The organism is Paenibacillus sp. AD87 (assembly GCF_001659845.1).
Taxonomy (GTDB): Bacteria; Bacillota; Bacilli; order Paenibacillales; family Paenibacillaceae; genus Paenibacillus; species Paenibacillus marchantiae.
This window is the reverse complement of record NZ_LXQN01000019.1, coordinates 143288-162524: the sequence shown is the minus strand read 5'-3', so window position 1 is coordinate 162524 and position 19237 is coordinate 143288. Positions and strand designations below refer to the sequence as shown.

The 19237-nt window shown below is 45.3% G+C and carries 17 protein-coding genes; 9 read left to right on the top strand and 8 right to left on the bottom strand.

Going from position 1 to position 19237, the window contains the following annotated elements; genetic code table 11:
- Positions 1 to 398: 398 nt before the first annotated feature.
- From rsmG to rpmH, 7 genes are all read right to left on the bottom strand, one after another.
- Complete coding sequence (gene rsmG / locus gpAD87_RS24460; RefSeq protein ID WP_063567385.1) at positions 399 to 1121, bottom strand: 16S rRNA (guanine(527)-N(7))-methyltransferase RsmG; 723 nt, start codon at positions 1119 to 1121, stop codon at positions 399 to 401.
- A complete protein-coding gene (gene mnmG / locus gpAD87_RS24455; protein WP_064641437.1) occupies positions 1121 to 3010 on the bottom strand; it encodes a tRNA uridine-5-carboxymethylaminomethyl(34) synthesis enzyme MnmG in 1890 nt (629 codons plus the stop codon). The genes rsmG and mnmG overlap by 1 nt, the downstream gene beginning before the upstream one ends.
- A gap of 224 nt (positions 3011 to 3234) precedes the next feature.
- Positions 3235 to 4611, bottom strand: coding sequence for a tRNA uridine-5-carboxymethylaminomethyl(34) synthesis GTPase MnmE (gene mnmE, locus gpAD87_RS24450; protein ID WP_063567387.1), 1377 nt, complete (start codon positions 4609 to 4611; stop codon positions 3235 to 3237).
- Between the two features lie 223 nt (positions 4612 to 4834).
- A complete protein-coding gene (gene jag / locus gpAD87_RS24445) occupies positions 4835 to 5536 on the bottom strand; it encodes an RNA-binding cell elongation regulator Jag/EloR (protein WP_063567388.1) in 702 nt (233 codons plus the stop codon).
- Positions 5533 to 6414, bottom strand: coding sequence for a YidC/Oxa1 family membrane protein insertase (locus gpAD87_RS24440; protein WP_063567389.1), 882 nt, complete (start codon positions 6412 to 6414; stop codon positions 5533 to 5535). The genes jag and gpAD87_RS24440 overlap by 4 nt, the downstream gene beginning before the upstream one ends.
- Before the next feature lie 74 nt (positions 6415 to 6488).
- Positions 6489 to 6839: a ribonuclease P protein component gene (gene rnpA, locus gpAD87_RS24435; protein ID WP_024629518.1), complete on the bottom strand. Its 351-nt coding sequence runs from the start codon at positions 6837 to 6839 to the stop codon at positions 6489 to 6491.
- Positions 6840 to 7107: 268 nt separating this feature from the next.
- A complete protein-coding gene (rpmH, locus tag gpAD87_RS24430) occupies positions 7108 to 7242 on the bottom strand; it encodes a 50S ribosomal protein L34 (protein ID WP_024629517.1) in 135 nt (44 codons plus the stop codon).
- A gap of 784 nt (positions 7243 to 8026) precedes the next feature.
- Here rpmH and gpAD87_RS24425 point away from each other — a divergent pair.
- The 3 genes from gpAD87_RS24425 (at position 8027) to gntK (ending at position 11951) form a co-directional block, all read left to right on the top strand.
- Positions 8027 to 8701, top strand: a complete 675-nt coding sequence (locus tag gpAD87_RS24425; protein ID WP_063567390.1) for a GntR family transcriptional regulator — start codon at positions 8027 to 8029, stop codon at positions 8699 to 8701.
- 253 nt (positions 8702 to 8954) lie between these two features.
- Positions 8955 to 10316: a GntP family permease gene (locus gpAD87_RS24420; protein ID WP_064641435.1), complete on the top strand. Its 1362-nt coding sequence runs from the start codon at positions 8955 to 8957 to the stop codon at positions 10314 to 10316.
- 99 nt (positions 10317 to 10415) lie between these two features.
- Positions 10416 to 11951: a gluconokinase gene (gntK, locus tag gpAD87_RS24415; protein ID WP_064641981.1), complete on the top strand. Its 1536-nt coding sequence runs from the start codon at positions 10416 to 10418 to the stop codon at positions 11949 to 11951.
- On the opposite strand, the gene gpAD87_RS24410 is transcribed toward gntK, so the two are convergent.
- Entirely contained in the window at positions 11939 to 12136 is a 198-nt protein-coding gene (locus gpAD87_RS24410; RefSeq protein ID WP_064641433.1) for a hypothetical protein, read from the bottom strand. The two genes, gntK and gpAD87_RS24410, sit on opposite strands and share 13 nt — an antisense overlap.
- A 590-nt stretch (positions 12137 to 12726) precedes the next feature.
- Here gpAD87_RS24410 and dnaA point away from each other — a divergent pair.
- The 6 genes from dnaA to gyrB all read left to right on the top strand — a co-directional run bounded on the left by dnaA (position 12727) and on the right by gyrB (position 19158).
- Entirely contained in the window at positions 12727 to 14073 is a 1347-nt protein-coding gene (dnaA, locus tag gpAD87_RS24405; protein WP_024629513.1) for a chromosomal replication initiator protein DnaA, read from the top strand.
- A gap of 221 nt (positions 14074 to 14294) precedes the next feature.
- The gene (gene dnaN, locus gpAD87_RS24400) at positions 14295 to 15437 is read left to right on the top strand and encodes a DNA polymerase III subunit beta (RefSeq protein ID WP_063567393.1); all 1143 of its coding nucleotides are present in this window, start codon (positions 14295 to 14297) and stop codon (positions 15435 to 15437) included.
- A gap of 16 nt (positions 15438 to 15453) precedes the next feature.
- Positions 15454 to 15669: a S4 domain-containing protein YaaA gene (gene yaaA / locus gpAD87_RS24395; protein ID WP_024629511.1), complete on the top strand. Its 216-nt coding sequence runs from the start codon at positions 15454 to 15456 to the stop codon at positions 15667 to 15669.
- A 57-nt stretch (positions 15670 to 15726) separates the two neighbouring features.
- Positions 15727 to 16839, top strand: a complete 1113-nt coding sequence (gene recF / locus gpAD87_RS24390) for a DNA replication/repair protein RecF (protein WP_064641431.1) — start codon at positions 15727 to 15729, stop codon at positions 16837 to 16839.
- A 13-nt stretch (positions 16840 to 16852) separates the two neighbouring features.
- Complete coding sequence (gene remB / locus gpAD87_RS24385; protein ID WP_017691405.1) at positions 16853 to 17101, top strand: extracellular matrix regulator RemB; 249 nt, start codon at positions 16853 to 16855, stop codon at positions 17099 to 17101.
- A 146-nt stretch (positions 17102 to 17247) separates the two neighbouring features.
- The gene (gyrB, locus tag gpAD87_RS24380; protein WP_063567395.1) at positions 17248 to 19158 is read left to right on the top strand and encodes a DNA topoisomerase (ATP-hydrolyzing) subunit B; all 1911 of its coding nucleotides are present in this window, start codon (positions 17248 to 17250) and stop codon (positions 19156 to 19158) included.
- The last annotated feature ends 79 nt before the right edge of the window (positions 19159 to 19237 follow it).

Below are 19237 nucleotides of genomic sequence, written 5' to 3'. Positions count from 1 at the left end.
CTACATAATGTACTTTTTTGATACCATGTGAGAATGGTTTTTCACAAGACTAACTCGGTGGCAGGAAAACCTCTTTCTTACGTATCTCCCTATTCTATAGCTACTACTATTACCTATGCTCTACCTCTATCCATAGGTCAATGACCTTCATTCAAGAATAGCTGTAACAAGAAAAATGGTTATTCATAAAAAAACTTCTATGCCTAAATTAATATTATCGATTTCACTTTTCTCTTCTCAATGTAATCGGAGCTATCTGTACCTAGATAAAAAATCAAAAAAACAAAAAGAGGATGTTTCACGTGAAACATCCTCTTTACTCTTATTCTAAGTTCTCCATTAAATAAATGAAGAATGATCATCATACCTTTTTAATACATACGATGTTGCGCCAAGAACTATACCAAAGGTGTTTTTAATGGTGTCCCTGGTTTACGCGGATATTTAAAAGGTGTCTTATCAAACTTCTGAATCAGAATGATATGACGTGCCGATTCTTCAACAGGCAGCTGGAACGGATGAACTGCTTTTACCCGTCCTTTCAGCTGATTAAAGCTGAATTCAGCTTCCTTCATTTCTTCGCGCGGGTCTCCACCCTTCATTGCAGCGAATAATCCACTTTTGCGAACAAATGGCAGACAGAATTCGTTAAGCACAGCTAGCTTAGCAACTGCACGCGCAGTAACAAGGTCATAACTGTCACGATATCCTTCTTTGCGTCCAAGTTCCTCCGCACGACCATGAATCAATTCTACATCGGTCAAGCCGAGCGTATCTACAAGATGCTGCAGAAAGCCAATACGTTTATTTAGCGAGTCAATGATCGTCAGCTTAATATGCGGGAAACAAATTTTAAGAGGTAGTCCTGGGAAACCTGCCCCTGAACCAATATCTGCGAGTTTGTTTACCTTAGACATATCTGTATAAAACGCCAGCGATACCGAATCATAGAAATGCTTTGTATATACTTGTTCACGTTCGGTAATCCCGGTTAAATTCATCTTTTCATTCCAAGCTACCAGCTCCTGAAAATACAACTCGAATTGCTCCAATTGGCGTTCATCTAGCTCCAGTCCATGTTTCTTCAGGCGCCGTTGTAGCTGCTGTTGAATATCGTCCATTATTGTCCCCTTGCTGCGGTTACACGGTTATAATGCTCCAGGTAAACCAGCAGAATGGAGATATCCGCAGGAGTAACCCCGGCAATACGGGACGCCTGCCCTATCGAGATTGGACGAATCTTAGCGAGCTTCTGCTTTGCTTCCATAGCAAGGCCATGAATTTCGTCATATATAATCGTGTCCGGAATTTTTTTCTTCTCCATTTTTTGCAAACGTTCCACGTGGATCAATTGTTTATCAATATAACCTGCATATTTAATTTGAATTTCTACTTGCTCTTTCATGTCAGCAGTCAGTTCCACCTCAGAAGGTGAGATCTGCTCAATCCAGTCATACCCGATCTCTGGGCGGCGCATCAATGTAAGAAGTGTGCTGCCATCCTGAATCGGTGTGGAACCAATCTCTTCCAGCTTCGAATTTACTTCGACAGGGCGAACTTTAGCTGCCTTCAGACGAGCCACTTCCTGCTCAACTTTTGCCTTTTTGTCCAGGAATTTAGCGTAACGCTCATCAGGAATCAACCCAATATCGTGGCCAATTTCCGTCAAACGCATATCGGCATTATCATGACGAAGCAACAAACGGTATTCTGCACGGGAAGTCAGCAGACGATAAGGTTCATTCGTACCTTTTGTTACGAGATCATCAATCAGTACACCAATGTACCCTTGGGAGCGATCCAGTACGACAGGCTCTTTATCCTGTACTTTACGTGCAGCGTTGATACCGGCCATTACGCCTTGTCCTGCCGCTTCTTCGTACCCGGAGGTACCATTAATCTGCCCTGCTGTGAACAGACCTGGCAGACGTTTCGTTTCAAGTGAAGGCCACAGTTGTGTAGGCACCATCGCATCATATTCAATAGCGTAGCCGTTACGCATCATTTCTACTTTTTCCATGCCCGGAATTGAGCGAAGGACCGCCAATTGAACATCTTCTGGCAGACTGGTAGATAGACCTTGTACATAGTATTCCGATGTGTTTTTGCCTTCTGGCTCCAGGAAAATCTGATGCTTCGGCTTGTCGCTGAAACGCACAATTTTATCCTCAATCGAAGGGCAATAACGCGGTCCGGTACCTTCAATAACGCCTGAGAACATAGGTGCACGGTGGAGATTATCGTTAATAATCTGGTGTGTTTCCACAGACGTATACGTCAACCAGCAAGGCAGCTGCTCATTATCGGAAGATTCCGTTTCATAAGAAAAGAACTTCGGTTTATCATCACCTGGCTGAATTTCCGTTTTGCTAAAATCAATCGTATCCTTATGCACACGCGGTGGTGTACCTGTTTTAAAACGAACCAGGTCAAAACCAAGCTCACGCAGATGTTCGGATAACTTAAGGGAAGGCTGTTGATTATTCGGGCCACTCTCGTACATCAACTCACCCATGATTACTTTACCACGCAGATACGTACCTGTTGTCAATACAACGGCTTTGGCACGATACTCTGTACCCGTCTGAGTAACCACACCTACACACTGTCCGTCTTCAACGACCAGGCGATCAACCATGCCTTGGCGCATCGTCAGGTTGCGTTCATTCTCCATCGTTTCTTTCATCGTATGCTGATAAGAGAACTTATCGGCCTGAGCACGAAGCGCATGCACAGCAGGTCCTTTACCTGTGTTGAGCATTCGCATCTGAATAAAGGTCTTATCGATGTTCCGTCCCATCTCTCCACCAAGTGCATCAATCTCACGTACCACATGTCCTTTTGCCGGTCCCCCAATAGATGGGTTACAAGGCATGAAGGCCACCATATCCAGATTGATGGTAATCATCAGTGTTTTCGAACCCATACGGGCTGCAGCTAGTGCCGATTCCACACCAGCATGTCCTGCCCCTACGACGATTACATCATAACTTCCGCCATCAAAAGCCATTCCAGTTTACCTCCTTTTTGCCGCCGCACGCCTAAATTCATGCAAACGATCTATTTTCTGTAAAAATCATGATGAAACACGCTCCGCACTCTAAGGAATGCATTTCGATCTATATTAAGCCATCAAGTCTATAGGTACTTCAGACATATTCGCGGATTCTTTGACCACCCACAGATGGACTTTATTATCATACTACTTTTCAGAGCCGGTATGTTTGTCAGGTGTTATTTTCCGAGGCAGAATTGAGAGAAAATTTGATCAATCAACGCATCATGCGCTGTATCGCCCACGATCTCACCCAGTTGCTCCCATGCCAGACGAACATCAATCTGGATCATATCAATAGGAATCAGCTGCTCTGCTGCTTCATAGGCATCAATGAGCGACTGCTTCGCTTTTTTGAGCAAAGCAATATGACGCACATTGCTGACATAGGTCAGGTCGGCCGACTCCAGCTTGCCACTGAAGAACAACGTCGAGATGGCATCCTCCAATCGGTCCACGCCCAGATCATCTTTCACCGACATCGGAACAAGCCGTTCCTCAGGGATGTAACGAAGCAGCACTTCGCGGTCCGCCTGCGGCGCTAAGTCCATTTTATTCATAATAATAATTGATTGTCTACCGCGGATTTGTTCCAATAATTCAATCTCGTCCTGATGTAGTGGCTCGGCAGCATTGATAACCATTAATAACAGATCCGCCTCATTCACAGCAGAGCGAGAACGCTCCACCCCGATTCTTTCCACGACATCCATCGTTTCCCGAATACCTGCCGTATCGAGCAGTTTGAGCGGTATATTGTTAATCGTAACAAACTCCTCAATGACGTCACGCGTTGTACCTGGAATGTCCGTTACAATTGCCCGGTTGTCCTGTGCCAACGTATTGAGTAATGAAGATTTCCCTACGTTTGGCCGGCCTACGATAGCTGTTGTGATTCCTTCACGCAGTATCTTTCCTTGCTCTGCTGTTACCAGCAATTTATCGATTTCAGTCATCACCTGACTGGATTTTTCTTTAATAAATTCAGAGGTTAGTGACTCTACATCATGCTCAGGATAATCGATATTTACTTCGATGTGAGCAAGTGTCTCCACCAGCGTGTATCTTAGTTCGCGCAGCTTGGACGACAATTTGCCCTCTACTTGCTTGAGTGCAACGGAGAACGCCCGATCGGATTTGGAACGAATGAGATCCATAACCCCTTCCGCCTGGGATAGATCAATCCGTCCATTGAGAAAAGCACGCTTTGTGAACTCGCCGGGTTCAGCGAGACGAATATCGAGCTGCAACAACAGATCCATTACGCGCTTAACCGAAACCACTCCGCCATGAGCGCTAATCTCCACGACATCCTCTGTTGTGAAAGAACGTGGCGCACGCATCACCGTAACCAATACTTCCTCGATCTTCTCACCAGTCCCCGGATCTATAATATGACCGTAATGAACCGTGTGGGATGCTGCCTGTGTTAGTGGGGTTTTGCTGCGAAAAATCTTCTCCGTCTCCGACACCGCATCCGGGCCGCTCACCCGGATTACAGCGATACCCGCTTCTCCGACCGCTGTTGATATCGCTGTAATCGTATCACTAATCATCGTTATCTCTCCTTGCTCTATTTTAAAATTGCGCCCCTCGGGACGCTATATTAATTTCAATATATAGTTCAGTTGTTCAGTTGCAAAACGCTTCTTTTCACATTATTCATATCTTGATATGGCTCTAAATGAAATAGCTCTTCCGTTTTGGAAAAGTACTTCTGTACGAAAAAAGCAATGGCTTCTGCACCGGGCAGGAAGCCATTGCGTCTTCAATTTCGTGTTATTTCGTCGTAATGACTACGCGCCGATTGGGCTCCTCGCCCTTGCTGTATGTCTTAATCTGCGAGTGATTTTGCAATTTCGCATGAATGACTTTGCGTTCGAGTGGCGGCATTGGCTCCAGCACAACTTCCTTGCCAGTGCGAATGGCCTGTCCAGCCAGACGTTCAGCCAGATCCTCCAGCGTCTTGCGTCGACGTTGACGGAAATTCTCTGCATCGAGTACGATGCGAACGAAGCTTTCCGAATAACGATTTGCTACAATGTTCGTCAAATATTGAAGGGCATCCAGCGTCTGTCCACGTCTGCCAATAATCATGCCCAGGTCTTCACCGGCAATATTGAAGATATGTCCATCACGCTGTTTTTTGATATGCACTTCAACATCCAGTCCCATACCTGCTGCCACTTCTTTTAAGAAAGCAGCCGCTTCCTCATAGGGATTTTTAGCAGCCACACCCTCAAGTGTTGCTTCAACCTGAGGTATATGTGCGGCCGGCTTGATCGGTTGTAAAACAGGTTCAGGCACAGGCAGAAGTTTCACTTCCACTTTAGCGGCCTTAACCCCGATCAAACCCAGGAATCCTTTTGACGGCTGCTCTAACACTTGTATCTCGACCTTGTCCCGGCTCACGCCAAGCTCAGCCAATCCTTGGTTTACAGCATCTTCAACGGTTTTTCCTGACGCAATGACTTTGGTCATTTCGATTTTTTGGCCCCTTTCGAACCTTTTCCAGAGACAGTTGCCTTGCCACCGTTTTTGCGTTTAGCTCCATTTCCATTTTTGGAAGAGCTGCTCTGCTTCACGTTGACCTCAGCCACGACTTTATCATTATTCCGGTAAAGGAAATAGTTTTGCACGATCGTGTAGATGTTACTGTAGAACCAGTACAGTGGCAATGCAGCCGGGAACTGATACGACATGACGAAGATCAATATCGGGTACACCCACAGCATGAATTGCATCGGTCCAACCTGTTGTGCAGGGTTCATGCGCATCATCATCCACGTTTGAACGAATGTAGTGATGGCAGCCAGCACTGGCAAAATAAACAGGTGATCCGGCGCTCCGAGTTGAAGCCACAAGAAATCATGTGTTCTCAGACTCGAGTTTCCGTAAATTGAGTTATAAAGTGCGATGTAAATCGGCATCTGAATCAGAAGTGGTAGGCAACCCGCCATCGGATTAACTTTGTTCTCCTGAAACAACTTCATTGTTTCTTGCTGAACTTTCTCAGGTGTATCTTTATACTTGGCTTGAATTTCTTTCAACTGCGGCTGAATAGCTTGCATCGCCTTGGAGCTGCGAACCTGCTTCATTGTCAGCGGCAAGATTAACGTCCGTACAATTAACACCATCACAAGGACGGCCAGTCCATATTCACCGTTAAACCAGTTGGCAAATGTGTCGAGCGCCAGTGAGAACCAATAAATAACATTGCTTTGCCAGAATGATCCGTTTTTTAGATCTTCCGTAGTAACTCCGGCTCCTTGTGGAGTACATCCGGCGAGTACAGTGACCATTGCAATGACTGCAATGAGGAGAATCCACTTCCCCTTTGATGTCTTCAATCGCGACACTTCATAACCCCTCTCTTAACCATTCCATTCCACCGTAAATCATACCATAATTAGGAGGACAAATAAACCGAAGCTTACCGCTTGCCCGACTTCAAAAGAGAGCCCTTGCGCATCGCATGCAGCAGGCTTTTTTCCATATCCTTATAGGACATGTCCAATGCACCTTTTCTGACGATAAAAATCAGATCCATCTGCGTGACAATCTCTTTCTCATGATGACGTACAATTTCCTTAATCATGCGTCTCATCCGGTTGCGTACGACAGCGTTTCCGATTTTCTTGCTGCAGGATACACCTACTCGGAATTGTTCTGTATCTTTACGACGACAGCCATACACTACAAACTGATGATTGGCAAACGATTTCCCATACCGGTATACGCGGCTAAAGTCCGCCCGGTTTCGTAAACGCAGTCTTTTATACACGGCGCTTCTCCTTGCTGTTTTCCACCAACATTATTGACGAAGGCCTCATTACTGATTTAGTATAGGCTTTCTTGAATAACGATAAACCGTCTTGGCGGCAACTTCATTATATAAGGAACGTTTTCGAAAAAACGGACATCTCATTCATTGAACATAAATGTGTACTTATGCTTTTGCGCAGCCAATTCAGACCTGACCTTTACCAGCATCCAGTCTGAAATGACCTATTTAAGAAAAAAAAGACCACCTCGGTGGTCTTCACATGCATTTAAGCACTCAGGACTTTACGGCCTTTAAGGCGACGTGCAGCCAGAACTTTACGTCCGTTGCTCGTGCTCATTCTTTTCCGGAAACCATGAACTTTTTTACGTTTGCTAACGTTCGGTTTGAATGTAGGTCTCAATGTATTGCACCTCCTCACAAGGAAATACTTATGTGATGAATCACTTTCATCTTCACAGAAAACACCTTTATATATTTAACCATGAACACCTGGAAAAGTCAACTGCGTGCCTCTTGCCTCCTTTCTCCTTTTAATGCCTATTCCACCCTACCTAAACGGCCATGGATTCGTACTCGTGTTTACAACCTTTTTAAAGCATCATTTAGAAGCTCAAAAAAGTTATCCCCAGTTCCGATTCATTCATCAAAAATCAGTTTTTACGGTTATCCACACCCCTCAAACCCCTTAATTCCTTCTTTAATTACCATTTCAAGTTATTCACATGTGGATAAGGAATATTTATCGATGACAGACTGTTTCATTAGCTCTGCTTTTGGTTAATATTCCTACGTTTCTGAAGAACTTCAGTGAAGCAGCAATCCATTAGATAACCAATATTTTTTGGCTTTTAAAATGACATACTTTAAATTTAATGTATCCGCTTTATTCTATGGTTTACAAGTTTTCGAGAAAGGTGTAGGATAAAAAAAATCACATCTTGTATACAAGTATACTTATGGGAAGCACATTACCGATCCAAACTCATTTATAAGGAAGATAATTATTCCTCTAGCTCTTTGAAAAATCCATTTGAAGCAATATGACGTTCCTAAATTCAGCATACGCACAGAGCATACAGCCATTTATTCTCGTTATAAGGATTGGTGTAAAACGCTCAATCAGCAAAATAGTTGTGCTATGATCAGTATTGAACTGATTACTTATAATAGGAGCGTTAGCCATTATGCTGTTTCCTTCATCCTGGCTTCAGGGAGCTTCCCGCGGGGAAGCCATTGCCTGCGAATTAAGACTACGGATCATTAGCGGAACCCTTCGTCCTGGCGAAATTTTGTCAGAAAATCGGATCGCCGCTGATTTTGACAGCAGTCGATCACCTGTACGTGAAGCGTTAAGAACACTGTCGAATGAAGGGCTCATTCGGTTGGAGCGTATGGGCGTGGTTGTCATTGGATTGAAAATTAAAGATGTCGAGGAATTATATGACGTGCGTTTCCTGATTGAAAGTTTTGTGCAGCAGCGACTTGCAGGGGATGTACCAGAACAATTGATTACCCAGTTAAGTAATGTGATAGACAAAATGGACTTGGCTGGACGTCACCAAGATGCGGTTGAATTTGCGTATCAGGATCTTACCTTTCACGAGACTATTATCGAAGCCGCCCAGCATTCGCGTATTTTACATCTATGGAAAAGCATTCGTTATGTTGTCATGACGGTTATGCTGCTCACCACCCGCAGGGTTTTTATTCAGGGCGAGCAGAAAGTAAGCGCTGTAATTGGTAAACATCGTTTGCTTATTGAAGCACTTGAATCGGGTGATAAAACACGTATTCAATCTGGAGTCCGCACGTATTTCCAGGATTCAGGCAAGACGTTGCACGAAAGCTTTGATTCCTAATGACATGTAATGGAGAATTTCATTCATTCATCACTTCATGGAATATCTGTGCAGGGGTTCGCAATCATATCCGTTGTGAATGATTGCCCTCCAACTTGTCGACAAGTATACAAAATGCGATTTGTTTCAATTTTTTGGGGCATATTAAGAGGGATTAAGCCGCCCGCGCTACATGAATTCTAAACTGTCTTCCCTCCTCCTGATCATGGATCAGTTGTAAGCGTTATATATCAGAAAAAAAGGAGCATACCTCATGAGCACTCTTTTTGGGCTATCCCATAATGCAACGTTATTGGTCTGGACATTAATTGCGATTGTATTCCTGATCGTGTTGATCTCCAAATATAAATGGAATCCTTTCATTACCCTTTTAATATCTGCATTAATGCTTGGTTTACTTACAGGCATGAAACCCGCGGACGTAATTACTTCCATTACGGGAGGACTTGGCGGCACACTCGGAACGATTGCCATCGTCATCGGCCTTGGTACCATGCTTGGTAAGATGATGGCTGAATCCGGCGGAGCCGAGCGTATTGCTACCACACTGGTAGATCGTTTCGGTGTGAAACGTGTGCACTGGGCGATGATGATTGTTGGATTTATTGTCGGTATTCCAGTTTTCTTCGAAGTCGGCGTTATTCTACTGATTCCGATCATTTTCACCGTTGCACGTAAAACCAATATGTCGCTGCTGCAGATCGGTATTCCGATTTTGGCAGGTCTCTCTACTGTACATGGTCTGGTTCCACCTCACCCGGCTCCCATGATTGCCATCGAAGCGTACAGCGCCGATTTGGGTAAGACGATCTTGTACTCCCTTATTGTAGGTATTCCGACTGCTATTATCGCTGGACCTCTGTTTGGTAAATTTATCGGTAAAAGAATACATACCGAACCACCTGCAGAGCTGGCTGAACAATTCGCTACGAAAAAAAGTAACAACTTGCCCGGTTTCGGCATAACCTTGTTTACCATTTTGCTGCCGGTCATTTTGATGCTCATTGGCTCCATCGCCAATATCGTAGATCCTGACGCCACAAGCGGATTTACCGTATTCTGTGAATTTATCGGCCATGAAATTATAGCCCTGCTGATCTCCGTCGTGTTCGCCCTCTTTTCACTCGGATTCTCACGCGGGTTCAACAAACATGACATCTCCCGCTTCACCAGTGAATGTCTTGCGCCTACGGCGACCATCATTCTCATCATTGGCGGTGGCGGTGCGTTCAAACAGGTGTTGATTAATAGTGGTGTAGGTAATGCCATTGCTGAGGTCGCCACACATGCCAATATTAATGTGATCCTGTTCGCCTGGCTTGTAGCCGCACTCATTCGGGTTGCTACCGGTTCAGCAACTGTGGCAATGACGACAGCCGCTGGTATTGTAGCTCCGGTCCTTGCACTAACGCCTGGTGCCAATATAGAGCTGGTCGTACTCGCTACCGGTGCAGGTTCACTTGTACTTTCTCATGTGAACGACGCAGGCTTCTGGATGATCAAAGAATTTTTCAATATGAGTGTCTCTCAGACGCTGAAGACGTGGACCGTTATGGAAACACTATTATCTGTTGTTGGACTGATCTTTATTTTGCTGCTGAGTACAGTCGTATAAATTGACTACCTATATAGAAGAAGAAAATAAATCCACACCATTAGAGTTTTAATTTTATGGGTTCAAAAGAAAGAAGGTTTATGTAAAGTGAACAACTATATGATTGGTATGGATATCGGTACAACCAGTACCAAATCCGTACTCTTTACGGAACAGGGTGAAGTTGTAAGCACGTCGACTCAGGAATATCCTTTATACACCCCAGCTCCGGATGTCGCTGAGCAGGATCCAGAACAAATTGTTCAAGCTGCCCTTCGCTCCGTACGTGGCGTGATGGAGCAAAGTGGCGTAGCTGCGGAACAAATTATGTTCGTGTCCTGCAGCTCTGCCATGCACAGTGTTATTGCGATGGGACAAGATGGTATGCCCCTCACTCGCTGCATCACTTGGGCTGACAACCGGAGCGCCGCCTGGGCCGCCAAACTGCAAGAGAACGGAATCGGGCATCGTATCTATTTGCGAACAGGTACACCGATCCACCCCATGTCGCCACTGACCAAATTAATGTGGCTGCGCCATGATGAACCTGAACTTTTTCAACGTACCGCCAAATTTATCTCTATCAAAGAATATTTGTTCTTGCGTCTGTTCGGTCAATATGTCGTGGATCACTCCATCGCATCCTGTACCGGTCTGCTCAATCTGGAACAACTGGATTGGGATGCCGAAGCACTTGAGGTTGCAGGCATTACACCTGACCATCTATCGCAGCTCGTACCGACCACACATACTATAGAGGGAATGGATCGTACATGGGCTGAAAAAATGGCTCTCTCCCCCTCTACTCCCTTCGTCATCGGTGCAAGTGACGGGGTATTATCCAATCTCGGTGTGAACGCCATTGAGCCTGGCGTTGTTGCAGCAACGATCGGCACCAGCGGCGCGATTCGCACCGTCGTTGACCGTCCTGTTACCGATCCAAAAGGTAGAACGTTCTGTTATGCCCTCACCGAGAATCTTTGGGTTATCGGCGGACCTGTGAATAACGGTGGCATGCTTTTCCGCTGGGTAAGGGACGAATTCGCTGCCTCAGAAGTGGAAACAGCCAAACGGCTCGGCATCAATTCCTATGATGTTCTCACCAAGATTGCTGAACGCGTCAGCCCCGGTTCGGAAGGGCTTCTATTCCATCCGTACCTTTCAGGGGAACGCGCCCCTTTATGGAATCCGGACGCCCGAGGTTCCTTCTTTGGTTTGACCCTTCACCACCAGAAAGAGCATATGATCCGTTCCGTTTTGGAAGGGGTTATTTTCAATCTATATACGGTACTGCTGGCCATGGAAGAACAGATCGGACAACCTACCTCCATTCAGGCAACGGGTGGTTTCGCTCGTTCCCCGCTCTGGCGTCAGATGATGTCCGATATATTCAACCAGGAAGTCATTGTGCCCGAGAGCTTCGAAAGTTCCTGTCTGGGGGCCGTCGTGCTCGGTCTTTATGCTACAGGGCGAATTCAGTCGCTTCATGCTGTTTCATCTATGGTAGGTACAACGCACAAGCATACCCCTATCAAAGAACATGCATCGATCTACCAGGAGCTGCTCCCCATCTTTATTCGCATTTCGCGAAAATTGGAAGAAGAATATGCAGATATCGCGGAATTCCAACGTAAATTTTCTGCTCATAACGAATAAATCATCCCTTTATAACCACCAACCAAAAAGAGGTTGTTCTCTTTGACCACCATTCCGGTCTTAAAGAACAACCTCTTTTTGGCATAAAACAAATCTGCTGCAATGAAATCACATCCATCTCCAAGGTTTGCGCGCATATCCATCCTACCTCTTTTAGGAATAAATGCTACGTTCAGTTCATACAAATCAGTAAACGCTCCTTCCGTTCAACAGGCCCTCTTCTTGATCTCCTCTGCCTTTAATTTTGTCGTTTCCTCAATTCCTCTCTTCGAAAAAGGAAAACGGGCATGAAGAGTCACTCTCCTGAAAATCCCCAAAACGGTCATTTTCACTTTACGGTTATCCACAGAGAGGTTATTCACAAACAGAGAATACTTTTACACACAATTCAGCATCATTTGACGAATAACCTGTGTATAAAATAATTTGGGTTTTTGGGTCATCTTGTCGAAAGTTAAACAATTTATAAACAATATATTGTGTTGTGATTAAAAATTATACACAAGTTATTGAATTTGTGGATAAAATCACGTGATACATTGAAATGCCGGGCTTCTTTTGCTATGATTGTATTACTTTTGGATGTGAATATGTGATCTGACCCATAATATTATCAACAGCCTGTGGATAAAGTTGTGAACAATTTTCCGTTGTTCATTCTTTTTTTGTTTTCGACCTGCGGGGGTTTGGGGATAAATTCAACAATATATCTCGTATTTCGACACTGCATCATGGCTTAAGCCACACTTGGAACATGTAAAAGGAGTGACAGTCTGTGGACAGCCATACTTCTGATTTATGGCAGCAAATTTTATCAATCATACAAAACAAGCTCAGCAAACCCAGCTTTGACACTTGGTTCAAAGCAACCAAAGCTACCAAGCTGAATGATCGTTCGATCGTCATATCCGCACCAACCACGTTTGCCGTCGAATGGCTGGAGAGCCGTTACACCAAACTGGTCGGATCGACGGTATATGAGCTGCTTGGCAAACAGGTCGATGTGAAATTTGTCATCGAGGAGAACAAGCCTGCTGAACCGGACCCTCAACTGCCAGCGCCAACGCCTACAGTTGTTCAGGAAGAAGCGGTACTCAGCATGCTCAATCCGAAATATACATTCGATACATTTGTCATTGGGCCGGGCAACCGTTTTGCCCACGCCGCATCGCTGGCGGTCGCTGAAGCGCCCGCCAAAGCATACAATCCTCTGTTTCTTTATGGAGGGGTAGGTCTCGGCAAAACTCACTTGATGCATGCGATCGGACATTACGTCCTGGAGCATGATCCGGGCAGCAAAGTTGTTTATTTGTCATCTGAGAAATTCACGAACGAATTCATTAACTCGATCCGTGACAACCGCGGGGAGAGCTTCCGTAACAAATACCGTAGTGTCGATATTCTGCTCATTGATGATATTCAGTTCTTGGCTGGAAAAGAATCGACGCAAGAGGAATTTTTCCATACGTTTAATGCGCTGCATGAGGAACGGAAACAGATCATCATCTCCAGCGACAGACCGCCGAAGGAAATTCCGACCCTAGAAGAACGGCTTCGTTCCCGTTTTGAATGGGGGTTAATTACGGATATCCAGCCTCCTGATCTGGAGACACGGATTGCTATTTTGCGTAAAAAAGCTCGTGCGGAAAACCTCGATATTCCGAATGAGGCGATGATGTACATCGCCAACCAGATTGATACCAATATTCGTGAACTGGAAGGGGCCCTGATTCGGGTTGTTGCCTATTCTTCGCTGACTAATCAAGATGTAACCACTCATCTAGCAGCTGAAGCACTGAAGGATATTATTCCTTCCAGTCGTCCGAAAATGATCACTATTCACGACATCCAACAAAAGGTCGGCGAGTATTACAGCCTTAAGCTTGAAGATTTCAAAGCACGGAAACGGACCAAGGCCGTTGCGTTCCCAAGACAGATTGCTATGTATCTCTCTCGTGAACTTACAGACTTTTCTCTGCCCAAAATCGGTGAAGCATTTGGAGGGCGAGATCATACCACCGTCATCCATGCGCACGAAAAGATCTCCCAGGCGATTAAAGTCGATCAGGATCTCTATAAAGTTATCAACAACTTAACCGAAAAAATTAAGAATCCAACCTGAATAAGTCCCAAGCCTGTGCACAACGTATACACATGTGGATAGGCTTGGGCTTATGGGTTTATACCCACTTATCCACATATTCAGTGCCCCTATTACTATTATTACTATAAAGATCTAAAAGATATCATCTCCAAATAAGCAATTTCGAAGCTCAGCCTTCGGCCTTTTGAAAAACACATTTCAACACCTCTACACCCAAAAAACCCGCTAGGAGTGAAACCATGAAAATCAGCATAATGAAAAGCTACTTGAACGAATCCATCCAGCAAGTATCCAAAGCCATCTCAAGCCGTACGACGATCCCAATTCTGAGCGGTATCAAATTCGACGTTAATCATCAAGGTGTGACGTTGACAGCAAGCGACACCGATATTTCAATTCAATCCTTCATCCCGCTTGAAGATGGTGATAAAAGTGTTGTTCAGGTGGAACAACCTGGTAGTGTTGTACTGCCAGCCAAGTTTTTTGTCGAGATCATCAAAAAGCTGCCTTCCCAAGAAGTGCACATGGAGGTAAAAGAGAACTTCAACACCTTTATCTCCGCAGGAGCTACCGAAATTCAACTGGTTGGTCTTGATCCAGAAGAATTCCCAGTATTGCCAAGCATCGAAGAGAACCAAACCGTCTCCATTCCAGGAGATTTGCTCAAAAATATGATTAAACAAACCGTATTCTCCATTTCCACACATGAAACTACGCCGATTTTGACAGGTGTACTCTGGAGTTTGGGTGACAATGAACTGAAATTTGTGGCAACTGACCGTCACCGTCTTGCTACTCGTTCAGCAATGCTGGATAATGCAGAAGGTGTGAGATTCAACAATGTGGTGATCTCGGGTAAAACGCTGAACGAACTCAGCAAAATCGTGCCGGATCAAAATACACTTGTGGATATCGTTGTCGCTGACAACCAGGTTTTGTTCAAAATCGACCGTGTTCTGTTCTATTCGCGTATTTTGGACGGAACTTATCCGGATACTTCTAGAATTATTCCGACTTCGTACAAAACAGAACTCGTTTTGGATACAAAAAAATTAAGTGAATCTATCGACCGGGCTTATTTGCTGTCGCGTGAAGAAAAAACAAACATTGTGCGGATGCAAACGATGGAATCCGGATCAATCGAAATTTCTTCAAGTTCTTCCGAGCTGGGAAAAGTAAGAGAAGAGATCGAACCTGCCGACTTTAACGGCGAACCACTGAAAATCTCGTTCAACTCCAAATATATGCTGGATGTGCTGAAAGTGGTGGAGAGTGAGCAGCTGATGATCGCTTTCACTGGTGTCATGAGCCCTATCATCCTGAAACCGCTGGACGACAGTCACAGCTTGTACGTCATATTGCCTTACCGGACGACCAACTAACGAGAGGAAGATCATAGTGAACCAAGTAGCGATTCGTACGGAATATATTAAGCTTGATCAATTTTTGAAACTGGCCGACTGCATCCCAACCGGAGGTATGGCCAAAGCATTGCTTCAGGATGGGCTTGTACGTGTGAATAAAGAGCCTGAGGAACGCCGGGGACGCAAGTTATACCCTGGGGATATCGTTGAGGTGGACGGAGAAGGTTCGTTCGAAGTTGTCGCACAATAAGAAGACCAGTTAGATCCTGCTGCCTCCTGACGGACGGGATAAAAGGGAGGATACCGCGTGTTTGTAAACAGCATAGATCTGCAGCAATTCCGCAATTATGAACATCTGAGACTAGATTCTTTTGGTCCTGTGAATCTTTTGATCGGGCAAAATGCCCAAGGCAAGACCAATATTGCAGAAGCCATTTTTGTGCTTGCACTCACTAAGAGCCACCGTACATCCCGCGACAAGGAACTGATTCGTTTCGGTGAAGAACGTGCCAGGCTTGCAGCAGAGGTCGACAAAAAGTACGGATCGGTCAAGCTCGAGCTATCTTTGTCGCAACAAGGCAAAAAAGCAAAGATCAACGGACTGGAACAGCGAAAGCTGAGTGATTTTGTCGGAGCGCTTAATGTGGTGATGTTTGCACCGGAAGATCTTGAGATTGTCAAAGGCACACCGGGGGTCCGCCGCCGGTTTCTTGACATGGAGATTGGACAGGTGGCTCCAGGCTACCTGTATCATCTGCAGCAATATCAAAAAGTGCTCGTCCAGCGTAACAATTTGCTCAAGCAATTATGGGGGCAGAGCGCTTCAGCCCAGACCATGCTTGAGGTGTGGAATGAACAACTGGTGGAGCATGGTGTTAAAATCGTCAAAAAAAGGAAACAATTCATAAAGAAACTGCAAAAGTGGGCTGAAACAATTCATCAGGGCATCACCGGAGGCGGAGAAGTCCTGCGTCTGGCCTATCTTCCTTCCTTCAGCGAAGCCGCTGAGGAAGATGAAGCTGTCTTAATGGACCAATTTATGATAAAATTATCACAAATGAAAGAGCAGGAGATTCGCCGAGGCACAACGCTTAGTGGGCCGCATCGGGATGACCTGTCCTTTTTCATTAACGATCGGGAAGTACAAACGTATGGCTCGCAGGGGCAGCAGCGCACAACGGCGTTGTCCCTTAAACTTGCGGAAATTGAACTGATTCATGAAGAAATCGGAGAATATCCGGTCCTGCTGCTGGACGATGTACTGTCTGAACTGGATCCTTTTCGTCAGACGCAGCTGATCGAAACGTTCCAGAGCAAGGTGCAAACCTTTATTACGGCTACCGGAATCGAGAGCTTAAACGTTGACAAGCTCAAAGATGCCAGTATTTATCACGTTCATGCCGGACAGGTTGAACGCTAAGGAGTGAGGGCTTATGTACATTCATCTGGGCGGTGAGAAGATTATCCGATCTTCCGAATTGGTCGCTATTTTTGATATATCGATTGAAAAATCCTCAAAAATTTCCAAGCAGTATGTCACGCATGCCGAGCAGGAAAAAACAGTGGAGCATATTGGTGAAGAGGAAGCCAAGTCCATTGTCGTGACCAAAAACATTGTTTACTACTCGCCTATTTCCTCAGCTACGCTCAAGAAGCGAGCTCACATTTTTCCTGATCTCTAGCCTATCGGCGGTACGAGTTATTGTACCTTTTGCTGCTTGTCTTTATTTAGATTGCTTACTGGAATTAAGGGAATATGTTCATTTCAGCATGCATTCTTAGTTAACGCATATTTACGATATTGAATCTATAGAAGTAGGTGAAAGGCATGTCTATGAATCAACCGTCATATGGTGCAGATGAAATTCAGGTACTTGAAGGGCTGGAAGCCGTACGTAAACGTCCGGGGATGTATATTGGTTCCACCAGTGCCAAAGGTCTGCATCATCTCGTTTGGGAAGTAGTGGACAATAGTATTGACGAAGCACTCGCAGGTTATTGTGATCATATCGAAGTTACTATTCATGAAGATAACAGCGTCACTGTAGTCGATAACGGGCGGGGGATTCCTGTCGGCGAACATGCCAAAATGAAACGTCCTGCACTTGAGGTTGTAATGACTGTTCTGCATGCAGGCGGTAAATTTGGCGGTGGCGGGTACAAAGTATCCGGAGGTCTTCATGGTGTAGGTGTATCTGTCGTCAATGCTCTATCAGAGAAAGTTGTTGTTACAGTTAAGGTTGACGGCCATGTGTATCAACAGGAATACCGTCGGGGTGTTCCGCAGTATGATCTGAAAACGATCGGTACAACGGAGGAAACGGGAACAACGGTTACGTTCCATCCGGATCCGGAGATTTTCACGGAAACAAGAGTTTATGACTATGAAACTTTGCTGACTCGTATTCGTGAGCTCGCGTTCCTGAACAAGGGAATTGGTATGACTTTAACCGATGAACGTACAGGTGTAACCAACTCTTTTCTGTATGAGGGCGGTATTATCGAGTATGTCTCCTTCCTGAACCAGAAGCGTGAAGCACTGCATGAAAACCCGATTTATGTAGAAGGATCAAGAGACAACATTCAGGTTGAAGTTGCATTGCAATACAATGACAGCTACACCGAGAATATCTACTCGTTTGCCAACAACATCAACACACATGAGGGCGGAACGCACGAATCCGGATTCAAGAGTGCCCTTACCCGGATTATCAATGATTATGCGCGTAAAGCGGGCGTAATCAAAGACAGCACAGGTAATCTGTCCGGGGATGATGTACGTGAAGGTCTGACAGCGATCATCTCGGTCAAGATCCCTGAACCGCAATTTGAGGGACAGACCAAGACGAAGCTGGGTAACAGTGAAGTGCGCGGAATTGTCGAATCCCTGTTTGCTGAGAAGCTGCAGGAGTTCCTGGAAGAGAATCCTTCCGTATCCCGTCGCATTTTGGAAAAAGGACTGCAAGCTGCCCGTGCACGTGAAGCAGCTCGTAAAGCACGTGAACTGACGCGTCGTAAAGGTGCACTCGAAGTCAGCTCTTTGCCAGGTAAATTGGCCGACTGTTCATCCAAGGATGCTTCAATCAGCGAATTGTACATCGTCGAAGGTGACTCCGCCGGTGGATCAGCGAAGCAAGGACGAGATCGTCATTTCCAAGCGATTTTGCCACTGCGTGGTAAGATTCTGAACGTGGAAAAAGCACGTCTTGACCGGATTTTGGGTAATGCGGAGATCAGAGCGATCATTACCGCAATGGGTACAGGAATTGGTGATGATTTCGATATTGCCAAAGCACGTTATCACAAAATCATTTTGATGACGGATGCCGACGTCGATGGCGCTCACATTCGGACATTGCTTCTGACATTCCTTTATCGCTATATGCGCAAAATCATTGAGGCTGGTTATGTATACATTGCCCAACCGCCATTGTTCAAGATTGAGCGCAATAAAGTGATTCGTTATGCTGGTTCCGAGAAGGAACGCGATGAAATTATCGCAACTCTCGGTGAAAATGCGAAATTCAATGTCCAGCGTTATAAAGGTCTCGGTGAGATGAATGCCGGACAATTATGGGAAACGACGATGGACCCTGAGAGCCGGACCATGCTTCAAGTATCGATCGGCGATGCAATGCTGGCCGATGCCATGTTCGACACCCTGATGGGGGATAATGTTGAACCTCGTCGTGACTTTATTCAGGAAAATGCAAAATACGTGAAAAACCTCGACATCTAACGATATTCGAAGAGGCGCCTGCGAGGGCGCCTCTTTTACATTATGGGATTATAGCATAGAGATTTTAGGTTGGACTCTG